General features: G+C 56.5%; 17 protein-coding genes and 1 tRNA gene. 6 read left to right on the top strand and 12 right to left on the bottom strand.

Annotated features, from left to right (window positions below; translation table 11 throughout):
- Position 1: 1 nt before the first annotated feature.
- The 7 genes from WA157_RS01820 to WA157_RS01790 form a co-directional block, all read right to left on the bottom strand.
- Positions 2 to 253, bottom strand: a complete 252-nt coding sequence (locus tag WA157_RS01820) for a hypothetical protein (RefSeq protein ID WP_422619325.1) — start codon at positions 251 to 253, stop codon at positions 2 to 4.
- Positions 250 to 507, bottom strand: a complete 258-nt coding sequence (locus WA157_RS01815) for a helix-turn-helix transcriptional regulator (protein ID WP_422619324.1) — start codon at positions 505 to 507, stop codon at positions 250 to 252. The genes WA157_RS01820 and WA157_RS01815 overlap by 4 nt, the downstream gene beginning before the upstream one ends.
- Before the next feature lie 139 nt (positions 508 to 646).
- Positions 647 to 1,345 carry a hypothetical protein gene (locus tag WA157_RS01810; protein ID WP_422619323.1) on the bottom strand — a complete coding sequence of 233 codons (699 nt, stop codon included), beginning with the start codon at positions 1,343 to 1,345 and terminating at the stop codon, positions 647 to 649.
- A 96-nt stretch (positions 1,346 to 1,441) separates the two neighbouring features.
- Positions 1,442 to 2,185, bottom strand: a complete 744-nt coding sequence (locus WA157_RS01805; protein ID WP_422619322.1) for a hypothetical protein — start codon at positions 2,183 to 2,185, stop codon at positions 1,442 to 1,444.
- Positions 2,186 to 2,296: 111 nt separating this feature from the next.
- Positions 2,297 to 2,503, bottom strand: a complete 207-nt coding sequence (locus WA157_RS01800) for a hypothetical protein (protein ID WP_422619321.1) — start codon at positions 2,501 to 2,503, stop codon at positions 2,297 to 2,299.
- Positions 2,504 to 2,555: 52 nt separating this feature from the next.
- On the bottom strand, positions 2,556 to 3,791 hold the full coding sequence (locus WA157_RS01795) for a tyrosine-type recombinase/integrase (protein WP_422619320.1): 1,236 nt from the start codon (positions 3,789 to 3,791) through the stop codon (positions 2,556 to 2,558).
- A gap of 174 nt (positions 3,792 to 3,965) precedes the next feature.
- A tRNA-Gly gene (locus WA157_RS01790) sits at positions 3,966 to 4,039 on the bottom strand.
- A gap of 212 nt (positions 4,040 to 4,251) precedes the next feature.
- Between WA157_RS01790 and WA157_RS01785 the strand changes: the two genes are divergently transcribed.
- On the top strand, positions 4,252 to 5,529 hold the full coding sequence (locus WA157_RS01785) for a tyrosine-type recombinase/integrase (RefSeq protein WP_422619319.1): 1,278 nt from the start codon (positions 4,252 to 4,254) through the stop codon (positions 5,527 to 5,529).
- Here WA157_RS01785 and WA157_RS01780 read toward each other — a convergent pair whose 3' ends face one another.
- Positions 5,530 to 5,784: a helix-turn-helix transcriptional regulator gene (locus WA157_RS01780; RefSeq protein ID WP_300216156.1), complete on the bottom strand. Its 255-nt coding sequence runs from the start codon at positions 5,782 to 5,784 to the stop codon at positions 5,530 to 5,532.
- Between the two features lie 925 nt (positions 5,785 to 6,709).
- Here WA157_RS01780 and WA157_RS01775 point away from each other — a divergent pair.
- The 5 genes from WA157_RS01775 (at position 6,710) to lspA (WA157_RS01755) (ending at position 11,490) form a co-directional block, all read left to right on the top strand.
- Complete coding sequence (locus WA157_RS01775; RefSeq protein ID WP_296658699.1) at positions 6,710 to 7,054, top strand: plasmid mobilization protein; 345 nt, start codon at positions 6,710 to 6,712, stop codon at positions 7,052 to 7,054.
- Positions 7,044 to 8,948, top strand: coding sequence for a TraI/MobA(P) family conjugative relaxase (gene traI, locus WA157_RS01770; RefSeq protein WP_422619318.1), 1,905 nt, complete (start codon positions 7,044 to 7,046; stop codon positions 8,946 to 8,948). Before WA157_RS01775 ends, traI begins: the two co-directional genes overlap by 11 nt.
- Positions 8,949 to 9,415: 467 nt before the next feature.
- Positions 9,416 to 9,649, top strand: a complete 234-nt coding sequence (locus tag WA157_RS01765) for a DUF7706 family protein (protein WP_422619317.1) — start codon at positions 9,416 to 9,418, stop codon at positions 9,647 to 9,649.
- Positions 9,646 to 10,221: a hypothetical protein gene (locus WA157_RS01760; protein WP_422619316.1), complete on the top strand. Its 576-nt coding sequence runs from the start codon at positions 9,646 to 9,648 to the stop codon at positions 10,219 to 10,221. Before WA157_RS01765 ends, WA157_RS01760 begins: the two co-directional genes overlap by 4 nt.
- Before the next feature lie 747 nt (positions 10,222 to 10,968).
- A complete protein-coding gene (gene lspA, locus WA157_RS01755; RefSeq protein WP_422619315.1) occupies positions 10,969 to 11,490 on the top strand; it encodes a signal peptidase II in 522 nt (173 codons plus the stop codon).
- A gap of 66 nt (positions 11,491 to 11,556) precedes the next feature.
- On the opposite strand, the gene WA157_RS01750 is transcribed toward lspA (WA157_RS01755), so the two are convergent.
- The 4 genes from WA157_RS01750 to WA157_RS01735 form a co-directional block, all read right to left on the bottom strand.
- Complete coding sequence (locus tag WA157_RS01750) at positions 11,557 to 12,267, bottom strand: site-specific integrase (RefSeq protein ID WP_422619451.1); 711 nt, start codon at positions 12,265 to 12,267, stop codon at positions 11,557 to 11,559.
- 9 nt (positions 12,268 to 12,276) lie between these two features.
- A complete protein-coding gene (locus tag WA157_RS01745) occupies positions 12,277 to 12,624 on the bottom strand; it encodes a site-specific integrase (protein ID WP_422619314.1) in 348 nt (115 codons plus the stop codon).
- Positions 12,625 to 12,709: 85 nt separating this feature from the next.
- Complete coding sequence (gene lspA / locus WA157_RS01740; protein WP_422619313.1) at positions 12,710 to 13,801, bottom strand: signal peptidase II; 1,092 nt, start codon at positions 13,799 to 13,801, stop codon at positions 12,710 to 12,712.
- A complete protein-coding gene (locus WA157_RS01735) occupies positions 13,798 to 15,933 on the bottom strand; it encodes a heavy metal translocating P-type ATPase (protein ID WP_422619450.1) in 2,136 nt (711 codons plus the stop codon). Before WA157_RS01735 ends, lspA (WA157_RS01740) begins: the two co-directional genes overlap by 4 nt.
- Between the last annotated feature and the right edge of the window lie 41 nt (positions 15,934 to 15,974).

Below are 15,974 nucleotides of genomic sequence, written 5' to 3'. Positions count from 1 at the left end.
CTCACAGCGTCACCCCCGTTTGCTTTGCGAAGGCTTGCAATTCGGCCAGGTCTTTGCAGTATTTGACATTTGCATATTTGCAAACAGTGAAGTCGCCTTCACGCCCTTTGTGGACTGCGTGTCCGGCAATAGCAAACTGCGCAATCAGCGTGGCCGCTAATTTCTTGTCTGGCGTAAACTCGTTGTGTGTGATTTCAAGAGCGGCTTCGGATGTGTCCAGCATCCCGGCCGCTTTCTCTTGGCTGGCACTCATGCCGTCACCTTGGCGCGCAGCCAGTTGGTTACATCACTTGCAATCCAGCGGGTGCAGCGTGTACCGTCTTTGACTGGTCGGGGGAATTTTCCGTCTGCTACCTTGCGGCGAATGCTTGATTCGGACAGGCCGGTGACTGTTATCACCGTTTGCATTTTCAGCAGGGCATCTGCTATTTGAACCGCCTGCAGCGATTGGGCAGACTCTCGGGGTTTGCGGGGCTTGTGGGCTCTCGCGGTGGCTTGTGGTTGCATATGGCACCTCCATGTGAATGAACATGGTGCGCATTACGACGGCGGGGTAATTTGCGTCAGATAAACCCCGGTGAATCTCACTCTCAAACCCCGGCGAAAGTGGCACATTTACCCCGGCCAAAAGGGTGTTTTACCCCGGTCAATCAGCGTTCGGGTCACCCACCAAATATTGCGCGTGCACTTTTGGAAAATGGGTTTTCAACATTCGCCATGCGGTCTCGTTTTGAATCGGTTTCCCCTTGCGGCGTTTTGGGTCTACCAGCCACAGCATGACCTCGAATGGGCAGAATAGCGGCTCTGCGCTATGCCTGCCACCCTGCCCGACAGACTTTCGGGCGGCAAGCAGCTTTGGCGCATCCTTCAGTTTGTCAAACCAGCTTGCATTCATGTCGGTGAACGCGCCGAATGCGTCGATCAATTGCTGCCGAGTGGCCAACAGGTCGAAGTCCACAGCCCCGGTCTGGTCTGTCACCACGAGCGCGGCCTGAGGCGCGGCCCTTTCTGCATCTTGTGTGACCTTACCAAAGACCACAGTCAGCGCGCGCTCGATGTCATCGGGGCGCAGCCAGTACGCTGAATACCTGTTCAGCTCCAGCGGCAGCGCGGCAGGCAGTTGCGTCCAGGTGCGCGGCGTAATTTCCCCTGTGTCAATCATGCGGGATACGAATAGCGTGGCCTCTTGGCGCGCAAGGGTGACAGCGGCTCCCTTGGCGTCCATGCGCATAGCGCCATCAGGAAAATGAGCCACATATTCGGCGCCAGCCGGGTTGCCCAAGGCCTCAACGCTTCGGGCGACTATGCGCTCGATCAGGTCTGAAAGTGGAACCAGGTTTTTCATCGATCAACCCTTCAAAGTGCAACGTTCGCAAGGTGCCACGCCCGAAGGCGCGGCGGATTTTCAGGCATTAGCCTAGGGCTGACAAAACTGTTGCTGTTAGTGGCTATGCGCCGACTGCTGGAGATGCTCAAGAGTGCGCTGGAAGCTCGCATCGCCTCTTGCAATATCACCCTTGCATTTGAGATGGATCTCTTTGTGCCGTCGGGCATTGAACTGCACGTCAGCATTCGAAACCAGTTCAATCATTTCATCAAGCAGATCATCCACCTCGGCGGCGACTGATTCGTCCACGCTGAACCCATGATTGTTGTTGATTCGCATGTCTTCCTGAAGCAAATAGCCAACGTGCGACCGCAACGCCTTAATGATCTTTTGACGATACTCGTCGGCTGAATTCACCATGAGGACCAAAGCACATTCAGCCATTGTTGCGGCATGGCGGACCTCTCTTTCAGCTTTTTGCTTGGCCGCTGCGGTTACTCGTTCAAACTCTCGCTCGGCGGTGAACTCCGCGTCCCGTGCGGCTCTCCGTTCAGCCGCTACCTCGGCCATGACCCCCTTCCGGATCGCGAATTTCTTGCCGACAGTGAATACGTGCATGTATTTTTCGTCCTGCTTCCCGTTGGTGCCCGTGCCACGCCCGACCCGCTGTCCATCATAAAAAGTGGAGCAAGACTTGGGCATGCCCGGTTGGCCTGGTAACTGATCGGCGCGCACTAGGCCGGCCGATACAAGCGCTTCAGCGGTGCCGATATATTCATCTGTCCATCCAAATTCGTTACGAATGACGCCCGGCGCGAAGTTGCCATCGTCAGCGGTCCTAGAATTGTCGGTAGCCATGATTCACTCCAATACAGTGGTTGATGGTCAGGGGCTGGGCGGTGTTTGCTCACCTACCGGCTCCGTCCGTTTTGTCCTGCAAAGTCCGGCGCAGGGCTTGCCGGGGTTTTGTCAGTGAACGCGCACCTCGATCTGGTGCCGCTTGGACAGCTCGCCCATGAGAATCGAGGCAACATAACGCGCACCCTCGCTTTCGTCACTATCGCCCTCAGTGATGTTTTTCAGGCGCAGGGCGAGGCCATCCATTAATTGCCGATCCGTTGCCAGCGCTGGGGCTTCGTGTGCCTTGCATGCCAGTTCGTGCCTTAAATTATTCATAGTGCAAGCCTCTCCATTGCCCCACATAAACCGGTGTGTGGCTTGCCGGTATTCATGCCCGTAGCGGTATCACTTGCGCGCCGTCGCGCAGCTTGTCCAGGTAATCGGCCCACTCGTTCATCATCTTGCGACGTTGTGCCATGTAGGTGGTGCGGTCGTAGGCGCTGCCCAGCGGGCCTGATTTGCCGTGCGCCAGTTGGGCCTCGATCACTTCGCCATCAGTCTCCAATTGCTCGCCCAGGATCGTTCTGGCCATCGCCCTGAAACCGTGGGCGGTCATTTCGGTGTTGTCGTAGCCCATGCGGCGCAAAGCGGTGTTCACCGTGTTGTCTGACATTGGGCGTTCACCAGTCAACAGGCTGGGGAACACGTACCGACCATGACCGGACAGTGCATGCATACGTTTGAGGCAGGCGACTGCCTGCGGTGCCAGCGGGACCAGGTGCGGCCGGCCGTTGATCTTGCCTTGTTTGGTGCGCTTCATGGATGCGGCTGGAATGGACAGCATGGCATTGTCAAAGTCCACCCACGTCCATTCCATTTGCCTGATGTTGCCGGGGCGCTGGAACAGCAGGGCAGACAGTATCAGGGCCTCGCGGGTGGTTGGGTGCCCGTGGTAAGCCTCGATTGCCCGCAACAGTTCACCGGCTTGCTTCGGCTCCAGCACAGCAGACATGTGCTTGACGATCACAGCCTGTAATGCCCCGCGCAGGGCATGGGCGGGATCGTGGGTGCAGCGGCCAGTGGCGATGCCGTACCGGAATACCTGCCCGGCATACTGGCGCAAAGAATGGGCGGTTTCGTTTTTCCCGCGTGTCTCTACCCGGCGCAAAGTCTCCAACAGCAGCGGTGCCGTAATGTCGGACACGGGCAGGCTCCCAAACCACGGGAATAAATTAGCCTCCTGCAAGCGTATCCACTTGGTGCTGTGCGCTTCGCTCCATTCTTTGATCTTGACGGCCAGAAACTCGCGGGCCACCTTTTCATAAGTGGTGGCGGCACTGACGCGGGATGTTGCCTTGTTGAGCTGGCGCTGTTGGGTTGGGTCTGTGCCTTGGGATAGCAGCTTGCGTGCATCGTCGCGGTTGATGCGAACGTCCTTCAGTTTGACGGCTGGATAGTTGCCGAGGGACAGGCGTTTTTCTTTGCCATTGAAACGGTACTTCCAAAACCAGCGTTTCGAACCGTTGGGCGAGACCTCCAGATAAAGGCCACCAGCGTCTGCAAAACGCGTGCGGGTCTTGTCGGCGGGACAGGTGGCAGCTTTGCAGGCGATTTCAGTAAGCATGGGGGAACAAATTCCAGTAAAAAAACAGAAAAAATGCTCTGTTCCCCCATTTTTACCCCCAAATGCTTTGCGTTGCAATGGGTGCTTATGACTGCACTTGACGGCCTATTTGCTCGTAAGTGCTTGATTTAATTTGGATTTTGACTGATTATGACGGCTTGTGAAGGTCATAAATGGAGCGGGTGAAGGGAATCGAACCCTCGTATGAAGCTTGGGAAGCTGCCGTTCTACCATTGAACTACACCCGCGTTTTGTAACTGCTTGATTCTTCTATAAGTTTTCAGATAAGTGTTTGATTTTCAACGTTTTTTAAACTTTCGTTGAAAATTTTATCACCACATCAAACCACATTAAACCGCATTCACTTATGATCTAGGCGTAGGTTTTGGCGTAGGTTTTTGGAACTTACGCCGCCTGGGAAATCCCCCCGACGACTTGATCACATGGAGATTGTAGTTCGATGTATTTTGATGCCCGCGCCGCAAAGCTGCTGCCACCCGGAGAACACATGGTTATCGACGGCTGTCCTGGGCTGCGACTAGTGGCTACGCAGACCGGCAAGACCTGGACCTACCGATACAAGGATGCCGCCAATCGAATGAAGCAGGTGCGCATCGGTCAGTGGCCGGTGATGCCGGCGCACGTAGCAGCTACGGACTGGCAAGCGTTGCGCGACCAGCGCGAGGCTGGCGTCGACCCGGCTGCACAGCGCAAGGCCCAGCGCCAGGCTGTCAAGGTCGAAGCGCCCGCGGTCTACACCGTGCGTAAGCTGTTGCAGGATTTCAAGGACGGGCATTTGCGCCAGAGTCGCAAGCCGGCAGGATTTGACGCAGCCGCAAACATGTTCGATCGCATCCTCGAGGACAAACCCGGCTTTGCCGACAAACCCGCTGATGAGGTTGCGCGCGCCGATGCGTTCGAGGTTCTGGAAAGCCGAAAAGCTACGCCAACGATGGCGCAAAAGCTACGCTCGTTATTCGGTTCGGCCTGGGACTATGCGCTCGATGCCGGCAAGCTCGATGGTGATGTGACCAACTGGTGGCGACTGGTGCAGCGCGGCCGGATCAAAAGCAAGGGCAAGGTGATCGGGGGCAAGCATCAGGGCCAGACGCGGCGCGTGCTGCACCCGGATGAAGTTTCGCAACTGCTGTCCTGGATTCCCAACATGCACGCCACCGGGCGCGATCTGGTGCTGATGCACTTATGGACGGCCACACGCGGCGCCGAAATTTTGTCCATGCAGCGCGACCACATTACGCAGACTGACGAGCAGTGGTGGTGGACGGTGCCCAAGTCGCTTACCAAGAACGCCAACGTTCCGCAGGCAGTCGATTTACGCGTCCCATTGTTCGGCCAAGCACTGGCCGTGGTGCAGCGCAGGATGGCGTCCATTGGGCCGTCCGGCCTGATGTGGGAGGATGCCAAGGGTAAGGCATATAGCCAGCATGATTTTTCGACCTATATCTACAACCTGCAGCCGTACAGCCCCAAGGTGACAGGGCGCCAGAGCATCAGCGGGCTGGTGCTACCAGTAACGCACTGGACGCCACACAATCTGCGACGCACGGCCAGCACCATGCTATCGAGTCTCGGATGCGTCAAGGAATACCGTGAGGCGATCCTGGGTCACGTTCAGCCGGGCGTTGAGGGCATATACAACGCCTACAGCTACGACGCTGAGCGTATTGAATGGCTCAAAAAACTGTCAGACCGTATGCAAAGCCTGATGCCAAAGTGATCAAGTCGGCTTGCCAGCGCGACCATGGCCGCTGTTGATGGGTGGCACAAAGTCCGACACTGGCCGAGCGCGCCCCCAGGCATCGAGCTCGTCCACCAACCAGGCGGTGCGCCCGGCAGAAATGCGCCGAGGTTTGGGCGCGTCACCCTGGGCTACCAGCTTGTCTAGCATTGAATCGCTGATCGACAGATACATCGCCGCTTGCTCCCGCGCCAGGTACAGTGGCTTGATGGTAATGATGGCATCCTTGGTCATTCTTCCATGTCGTCGGGTTCGTTGCTGTGGTCCATTTGCAAAAGTCAGATATCGTCAGGAGCCACAAACTGTAGCCATAGCAATGAGTTGATCTTGCGCGACAGGCTGTGCGGGCATTCACGGCGTTCCGAGTGCAACAGTTGTCATGTGTAAGCGGCGTGGGCCGTTATTGAGCGATATGGTGAGCTTGTTTGTTCGGAAAAACATGATTTACTCCAGCTGGACAGATGACGCCAGCATGTTTGGTAGTTGCTTGATACCGCTGGTGTGCAAGTGGGGTAAATGGGGCTAATGCGCTAACGCCTTTCAAAATTTAACTCATTGGGGATGCCGTGCGACAACCCCAGCCGTGGGGCTAACCCCTGGACGACGCTCAAACGGACTGCCAAAACAAAGTCGCTCCGCTTTGTTCGCCTTGTCAGCCCGTTTCAGCCCAGCAGAAAGGTTCAGTCTCGTGTCCGAATGGTCACGCAAGTTTCGCAATCTTGGTCAATTCGAAAAAATTCTTTGTGAATTGCCCGAAACCCAGCCAAGCTTGCAAGGCACCCGGTTTGCCTAATGCCACCCCGACAACGATCGTTGTCGCAATATCCGAAAGGATGATTCAACTCATTGGGGATGTCATTCGACAACCCCAGCCGTGAGGCTAACCCCTGGGCGACGCTCAAACGGACTGTCAAAACAAAGTCGCTCCGCTTTGTTTGCCTCGTCAGTCCGTTTCAGCCCAACAGCCAAACTCACCACAGGCGCGCGCGTCCATACTTGCGACGCACCCGTATTGGCTATCCGCCGTCGTGGCGGATAGTCGATTGGAGATGCAAATGAAAAGAATGTCCGGCGTGGTACTGTCAATCAGCCTGTCTACCGTCCTCGTGGCGACACGGCGCGCACAACGCGGTGAACTGTCGATTAATCTTTTTTGATCATGCCGCGTTCAACGTTTTTGAAACTCAGGGTTTCGCCCGATGAAGCAGACCGCTTCAACGCGCGTGCAGCAGCGCTGGGCGTCAGTGTGTCGCAGATGATCCGCGACACCACCTTGCATGGCGCAGTTTATGTCACCGTTGACAGAGCTCAGGCTGGCTACGAATTTCGTCGTCTGGGTGCCATGCTCAAGCACCTGTACCCGGCCAGAGATATCCGCTGGACGGCAGAAGACCGAAAAAAATGGTGGGCATTGATCCATGAGCTGCGTGAGCGCGCTGACACGCTGGAAGCAACCGCCTCAGGTGGCAAGGACAGGGCAGCCGGAAGGGTCCATGCTGGCTAAGGTCATCATGCTGAAGAAGTCCTGGAAAACGGTGGCCAGCGCAGCCAACTATGTCGTTGACGACCTCAAAAAGGCTGCTGAACAACCCGAACCTGGCCACTACGGTCCAGAGGATGGCGCCAATTACCTGGCGCGCGATGGTGTGCTGGAAGCTGCATCCTTCAACATGGAGGGCCTCAACCCCACTGACCCGGATGATCGCAGGCAAATCATCAAGTTGATGGACAGCACGGCGCGGGCCTGGGCGGCAAGATCAAGAGCCCATCCCAAAACCAATCCGTTTTATCACGTAGTCCTTTCATGGAAGGCTGGCGAGCAGCCAACCGTTGACCAGGCCACGGTCGCAGCCGCCAAGGCGCTCAAAGCGGTTGGCATGGCCGACAACCAGGCATTTTTTGCGATCCACCGCGACAAAGATCACCACCACCACATTCACATCATTGCCAACCGTGTCCACCCTGAGCATTTGGTACTGACCGGGCCACCGCGCTATGACTTCCTTGTGCTGGACAAAACCTGTCGGGAGATCGAACTTGAACAGGGCTGGCAGCATGACAACGGCCCCCACGTGGTCATTGACGGTCAAATCAAGCGGCTGACGCATGCGCTGCGCCGCCAGCTTGGACTTGAAACCGACAAGTCACTTGCACCGCATGCACCTGCTGTGAAGGCGCGCATGGGGGAAGTCAAGGCAGGACTGCCCTCACTGGCCGGCTGGCTCAACAACAAGGTTGCACCAGAGCTGGTTGCAACGCAGAACTGGCAGGAGTTCCATCGCGCATGCGTCGCCAGAGGCCTGCGTGTGGTGAAAGTCAAATCCGGCTTGATTTTCGAGACCGACATGCTCGACAAGGCAACGCAAACCAAAGCGTCAGCCGTTCACTATGCACTGAGTCTGGGGCGCTTGCAAAAGCGCTTTGGTGAGTACCAGCCGCCCAACATTCCCATAGGGCAGACCTCATCGACCAACCGGTCGATTGACGGAGCCACTTACAACGATTACGTTGCCCGTGTTGCCTGTGGTACTGACCCGGACTCGCAGGAATATCCCGGGTGCACCGGGCGAGGCGAACAGCGCGATCAAGCCAGAATGGATCGTGCCATTGCACGCACAGCACTCTTTGAGCAATACAAGTCAGAAAAATACACGGCTAAAGACAACCGCAAGGCCGCAAGGCTGGAGCTGCGAGAGCTTCACAAAGCAGAAAAATCTGACCTGCTCCAACAGCTTGCGGCTTCTAAAACCGGGACCCTGACCCATCTGCAAAATCAATATGGGAGCCAGGTGGCGAGACTCCTGTGGGCAGCACAGCGCACGGCGGCGATGGAAGACTTGGCAGACCGGCAAAAGCGTGAACGCCTGGCGCTTACACATGCCAACGCGATGGAATGGTTGCCGTGGCTGGAGCGGCAGGCGGCGCTAGGCAACGAAGCGGCAATCTCCGCACTTCGCGGGCTGCGCTATCGGGCCCAGCGAGACAAAACCAAACAAAAGGCAGGCATCGAGGGCGAAGACCTCGGCCATACCGCCCCTGCAGCAAGCCGGGAAAACAGCATCAGGGGCACGGTACGACCCGACGACTTCGACATCCGCACAGCCCGGCTCAGGATCACACCAGAGCACTGCATTGAATACCTTGACACCCGTGGCACGGTACGACTGACCGACAGTGGACCGCGGATCGATGTGACGCAAGTGAACGACCCACAAGCCATGCGCGCCGGGTTGCTACTGGCCTCTCAAAAATTTGGTGGTGAAGTATTCGTCACAGGGTCAGTGACGTTTCGGGAGTTGGCTGCCAAAGAAGCTCTGCAAATGGGTATCAAAGTGAAAAACCCGGAATTGGCATTTTTAACCGCTGAGAAGACATGGAATAAAGAACTGGAGTTTTGAGTTTTATATACAACATAATATCAAGTTACCAATTAACTTTATAGCCACTCTGAGTTAAAATAAATAACGACTATCATGCTACTAAAAATAATAGTGCTTCATATTTATTTCCATCTGATTACGTTAATTTCCCATGACCAACAATCGTAGAACTGCAGCAAGACGCTGGATCAATAGCGCTGTATATCGGTACGGGCAAGTGGTCTTTCATGCCAAGTGGGCTCTTTGCATCGCAGTCACTTGCCTGGTCTGGGGAGGCGCGCTCTGGTTTGGGTCGCTAGCCTGGGATCAAAAGCAAGGTGCCATCCTGGCTCTGATGGGGTTTGGCGCATGGTTGACAGTTTGCAGATTTGTTTTTCCGGTATTGTGGTTTATATCTATCGAGGTCATAAAACGGTTATTTAGATATATTAATTATCGCTTCTTGTAAAACTTTCTCTATGACGGGTAAATACTGAATTACAACAATGATTCACATTTATTTCGTCATTCCAATCGATTATTTTGTTTTTTTTAAAATGATTACTTTTACGGTGGAAATGAATGAAGTACTGGCAAGCGCGCTGGCCCAATTTGTCAAGCGGGTTGGATTTTCAGAAATTCGCGGCAATGCAGTGAACGACTTTGAGGCGTACCTCATTCGAGATGCCCTCGACAGAGTGCGCATAGGGCTGGCAAACGCTGGTTTTTCTCCTCGGTGAAGACCACCAGCAGCATGGTGGTGGTCATGGCCTTCATGGCGACGGTCACTTTTGTCCAGGCAGAAGCGCAAGCATGGAGAGATCGCGTCGTTGCAGCAGTTCGACCCGGAGCCGTTGTGGCGCGGCGCGGCCTTGACAATGACCCCATCACGCAAGCGGTGCTTTTCGGCCAGGGTGGCGGCAAATGGAGTCATGTGGGCATCGCCGTGCAGTTGATACCGGATGGCCAAATCTACATTGAAAGTGCCATGCCAGGCGTTGGCACCAAGCTCGAAAAACCGGAGGTATTTTTCAATGCCGAGCAGGCTTCAGCGGGTGAAGTATTGCTGATACCCGAGGACAAGGTCGATGCCGTTCAAGGCGCTGCCAAATCGTTTTTGGGGCGGCCCTTTGACGACCAGTTAGCGCTGGATGATGACGGCAAAAAGCTCTATTGCACAGAGCTGGTGGCCATGGCACTGCAAAGTGCTGGGGTGATCAAAGATTTGCCAATGCGATCTGTTCCATTTTTGCCTCAAAAAGTCATTGCCCCTGACGATCTGGTTGCTGCAGTTCGCGCAACAGTGCTTTAGGAGCGAGGTTCGTTCGTAATCTGACCAATGAAGCCGCTCTATCCGGCGCAAAAACGCCACCAGTTCCGACCTGGTATAGCCCCCTGATGTGCCTACAAACTGTTGGGGCGAGCAGCGGCTAGGCAGCGATTGCTGACGGCCATGAGTGCCCGGTTCCGAGAAGTCCAGCGTGCATCCAATTTGGGTCTTATAACGACATCAACTGCAGAATTCACACCTGCAAGGTGCGGACAGATGTTTGATGCACGCAAAGGTCTTAACGCTAAAGCTACTACAATGTTTAAATGCGTTTCTGGTTAATCATTCTTTTGACGATTTTGATGCCGTTGCAGCTCTCCTGGGCAGCAACAGGGCGCTATTGTCAACACGAAAGCGATATCACAAGCAATCACGTTGGCCACCACACACACCAACACCAGGTCACTGAACGCACAGACTCAGGTGGAGATTTTGCAAAAACAATCTCAGTCGATTTGGATTGCGGCACCTGCCATGCAGGCTGTTCGGTGGCTATCCAGGAACCCGATGTCGTAAATAAAGTCGCTCTGACCTTGATGCTCGCCCCAGTGCGCATGGTGCGATCAAGTCCTGGCCCCGGAGACCGCCCGGAACGGCCACAGTGGTACGCCCTGGTTTGACCAGGGCATCGATCTACACACAAGCTTTAAACGCTTCGAGAAATCGATCCCTGTCAATCGCGTCAGCACTCGGTGCTGATCTGGTCAACAGTTTTCTGGATTTCTCCTCATGTTTCTTACCTATTGGCGTCAACGCCAGCGCATGCTTTGGGTCATTCTGGTCGGGGCACTGATTGGCCTGGATCGACTGACAAAGTCTTATTTTGCTAACACCATTGCACTGGGTGAAGCCATCCCAGTGACCGATTGGTTCAATCTCGTGCACGTGCTCAACAAAGGTGCGGCATTTTCTTTTCTTGCCAACGCTGATGGCTGGCAACGCCCCATGCTGATTGGCGTGAGTATTCTCGTGGTAGTGCCGATAACGCTCGTTTGCTTGCTCAAGAAGACTGACTCTTTAGAGCGCTGGGCCGGTGGCCTGGTGGTGGCTGGAGGTGCGAGCAATCTGATCGACCGCATTCATACTGGGGCGGTAGTGGACTTCCTTGACCTGCATTGGCGCGGATGGCACTGGCCAGCATTCAACCTGGCTGACAGTTACATTGTCTGCGCCATATTCGTATGGTTCTTGTTATTCAACAAGACCGATCTTGCACAAGCGACGCCAGTAAAAACCAAGGCTCAAGCATGAAACGCAGTTGGTATTTGCTTGTTTTCGCCTGGCTGACTGCGACCGCTGCGACGGCCAGCGCTTTTTTCATTGGTGAGGTCTGTAACGCTCCTGCGATATGGTCACCAGCACCAAGACTGTGGGCGGTGCAATCGGCAGTGGCGCCGGCGATGTGGCCGGCGGCACCACAGGCAAAGTGCTATTTTTCTGTTCTGGAGATGCTTCCAGTCCACGTTCAAAACGCGCCTGCAGGAATGTGTTGTCTTCCTCCAGGTAGCGCATTGCCGACTTGATGTCTGTCCAGCCAACATATTCCATCAAGTCCTTGAGGTCCCACCCGCTGGAGCGGGCCCAGCCTGCAAAGCCGCGGCGCAGGGAATGGCTGCTGTATTCGTCCACTGCGGCGACGCCAGCCAGTGACAGCATGCTACGCAAGAGGGGAATCAGGCTGTTGGGATGCATGGCCTGATCCGCGATATTTCCCCAGCGGTCAATGCTGCGGTATACCGGCCCCTGATCTAGCTTTGCCAAGCTGATCCATTGACTGAATGCCGTGACGGGACACAGCCGTGACAGTGATGGGCATTTGTAGACCCTGCCAAGCGCCTGGCGATCCCCCTTACTGCGGTCCAGATAGCAGGTCATGCCTTCCGACGCCACGATCTGGACGTTTTTGACCGACAACCTGACCAACTCATCAGACCGGAATCCCCGCCAAAAGCCCAGCAGAATCAGGCTGCGATCCCGAGTGAAACGGAGTTCGGCGGCATGGTCTGCGTCACGCTGGGCTTGCGCGATATTGCGTGCCTACCACGCATCCACCCGTTCCAGTACGTCCAACTCCAATGGCCGGGCTTTTTTTTCCGGGGCGTTGTGCACGGAACGAATGCCTTTGAGGAGCTGCCGGATGGTGGGGCTCTTGGTGGGGTCTGTAAAACCCTGGTCTACGTGCCAGCGCGACAACGCTGCCAATCGGTGGCGCAATGTGCTCCCCGAAAGGGTCGCTGCGTAATCTGCCAGGTAACGCGCAACGGCATCACTGCTTGCAGGCAACAGGCCTTTCCACTCTTCCTCAAAGTGCCGTACAGCCGAGGCGTAGCTCAGCAGCGTGTTTTCGCGCTCTGCTGCCTTGAGGTATTGGTCAACGCTTCCCATCGCTACATGATTCCACCGGGCACTATTTTTTCGCTCTCAGCCAACGATAAGGTGCTCGGCAAGGCATGGGAATTCTCAGATTGCATTATTGTGAATGATTGAATTTCTCAATTGATTTTAAGTCTACGGCTTTGCCATGGAATAGCCCATGCACGATGAGCAGAGCAGCGCCCAATGTGATCGCCACATCAGCGACGTTAAATGCGGGCCAATGCACAAGCCACCAATGAAAGTCAAGGAAATCCACAACCTGTCCGCGCAACACACGATCCGCGACATTGCCGAGCGCACCACCAAGGATCAGGCTGTAGCCCACCGCTTCTAGACGGGGTAGGCGCTGACACAGCATGCGTCCCAGCCAGGCAGAAACGACCAGACCCAGCGTGATGAAAAAGTAACGTTGCCAGCCGCCAGCGTTCGCCAGAAAGCTGAATGCCGCGCCGGGATTCAGGACATGAACGAGGTTGAAGAAGGGCGTGACTTCGACCTGTTCACCGTAAGCAAACGTGCGGGTGATGGCGCACTTCGCGAGCTGGTCGGTCATGACAGCACTGGCGGCAACTGTGAACCAGACCCAAGTCGATGTGCGGCGGGCCGATTGCCAAACAGGGGCGGCCAGCGGTATCAACCACCCGGCGAGCGCCGTGCAACTCAATCCAAGTCCCCATCCCGCGAGCACGTCAGCAGGGAAGTGCATGCCGGCTGCGATTCGTGACCAACCGACCAGCATGGCGTACAGCATTAAACCGAGACGACCACGGCGTCCCATCAAAGGCCAGAGCGCGCCGACCACCAGCGCGGTATAGGTGGAGTGTCCGCTGGGCAGGCTGTAGTGACGCTCGATGTTTCCGATCACGCTCACCATGTCGCCAAGGACGGCAGGCGGGCGTGGAAAGTCGAGCCAGAGCTTCAAGACGGTGGCGACCAGTAAAGCCAGCAAGAAGGCCACGCTAAAACCAATGAGGCGGTGCAAAACGACCGCGCCACGCGCCGGGTTGGTGGCCGACTTCGACCACCACCACAGACCCAGCATCGTCAGCGGCGCCGTCCAGTAACTTCCCACGAGGCTGAAGAACCACGCCAGCGGCCCCAGCGCGGCAGGCGTACCCGTGTTGATGGCTTGGAACAACGCGATGTTCAGGCCACCCCAGTCATAGAGAAAGAATTTCCAGCTCATCGGCGCAGCAGCCTCAAGCCATTGCCAACGACGAGCAAGCTGGCCCCCATATCAGCAAACACAGCCATCCACATAGTCGCTTGACCCGTGAAGGTAAGCACCAGAAATACTGCCTTGATGCCAAGGGCCAGCACGATGTTTTGCATCAGCACCTGCGCCGTCGCACGCGACAGGCGCACGAACGTCGGTATCTTGCACAGGTCATCGTCCATCAGCGCCACGTCGGCCGTCTCGATGGCGGTGTCAGAGCCAGCAGCTCCCATTGCAAAGCCGATGTCCGCTCGTGCCAAGGCCGGTGAATCATTGATGCCATCGCCAACCATGCCGACCTTGCCGCTTCGGGCCAATTGCTCAACTTCGCGCAGTTTGTCGTCTGGAAGCAGATTGCCTTCTGCACGGTCGATCCCGGCTTGTGCGGCAATGGCCTTTGCCGTGTGAGGGTTGTCGCCGGTCAGCATCATGGTGTTGATACCCATTGCATGCAACTCGGCGATGGCTCTCCTGCTACTGTCCTTGATGGTGTCCGCTACGGCGAATAAGGCATGAACCTCCTTTGCGCCGACCAACATCACGACAGTTTTACCTACGGTTTCCAGCGCCGCGATGCGCTGTTCCAGTTCTGGTGTGCATTGCCCCAACTCTTCGAGCATCCGGTGGTTGCCAAGATGGTAGACCTCACCGTTGATTTGGCCTTGCACACCCCGACCGGGCAGCGCGTTGAATTCGGCCACTTCGAGCAAGGCAACCCCGTCCGTCTGCGCGGCCTGTGCCACCGCTTTGGATACAGGATGGTCTGAGCGGGCCGCCAGACTGGCAGCGATGCTGCGACTATCCGAGGCGAGCGCATTGCCCCATGCGACAAAATCGGTTTGTGCTGGCTTGCCGTGCGTGATCGTGCCGGTCTTGTCCAGTGCCAGCCAGCGCAGCTTGCGGCCTTCTTCCAGATAGACGCCGCCCTTAATGAGAATGCCGTGGCGTGCAGCGGCGGCCAAGCCGCTGACAATGCTGACCGGTGTAGAGATCACGAGTGCGCACGGGCAGGCGACAACCAGCAGAACCAATGCACGGTAAATCCAGTCGAGCCATGCCGCACCCATGAACAGCGGCGGCAGCAACGCGACGGCGATGGCAACGCCGAATACAACGGGGGTGTACCAGCGGGCGAACTGATCGACAAAACGTTGAGTCGGCGCGCGACTCCCCTGAGCGGCCTCTACCGCGTGAATGATGCGGGCCAGTGTGGAGTGACTGGCCACGGCGGTGACGCGGTACTCGAATGAACCGGATTCGTTGATGGTGCCAGCGAACACCGAATCACCGGGGGCTTTCTCGACCGGGAGGCTTTCGCCGGTAATCGGTGCTTGGTTGACGGTGGAGAAGCCTTCCACGACCTGCCCATCCAGCGCAATGCGTTCGCCCGGTCTGACCCGAACCCGGCTTCCAATGGCGACCTGTTTAGCGTTCACTTCGCACCATGTACCGTCCGGCTGCTGTACGGTCGCCTGTTCTGGCGCGAGATCAAGCAGGCCACGGATGGCGTTGCGAGCGCGATCCAGCGACTTAGCTTCAATCACTTCGGCCAGCGCGAAGAGCACCATCACCATCGCCGCTTCGGGCCAGTGACCGATCAACATGGCACCCGTGACGGCAATCGACATCAGGGCATTCATGTTGAGGTTACGGTTCTTGAGCGCGATCCACCCCTTCTTGTAGGTGGAAAGGCCACCCGTGAAGACCGCGACAAGCGCCAGAACGACAACCGACCAGTGATTGCCGTTGTGGAGCCAGTAGACGGCCTCGGCCGCCGATGCAGTTACCAAGGAGATGCCCAGCGGCCACCAGTTAGTGCTCGATGGTGCTGGAGCGGATGCGTCGGTCAAAGCGGCTGCTTCGCATATCTCAGCGTCGAAACCTAGCGACTTCAACGCCGCCAGCACCTGCGGCAGCGTATCGGGCGCATGACTGACCGTCAGCGTGCGCTGAACCAGGTTGAAGTCGAGTGTTCCCACACCGGCCATCCCGGCGAGCTTGCCGCGAATCAGACCCTCTTCGGTTGGGCAATCCATGTTGTCGATGCGGTAGAGCGTCCGCGTCAGCCTGGCATCGTTCGTTGACGGTTCCGATAACGAAATCGGGGTAGCGACGCAGCCGCATCCTTTCGAACCACACTCGC

Origin of the sequence: Rhodoferax ferrireducens, from assembly GCF_049302455.1 — a bacterium.
Classification (GTDB): domain Bacteria; phylum Pseudomonadota; class Gammaproteobacteria; order Burkholderiales; family Burkholderiaceae_C; genus Rhodoferax; species Rhodoferax ferrireducens_B.
Note: the sequence above shows the minus strand (reverse complement) of the source record. Positions and strands in the feature narration are given on the sequence as shown.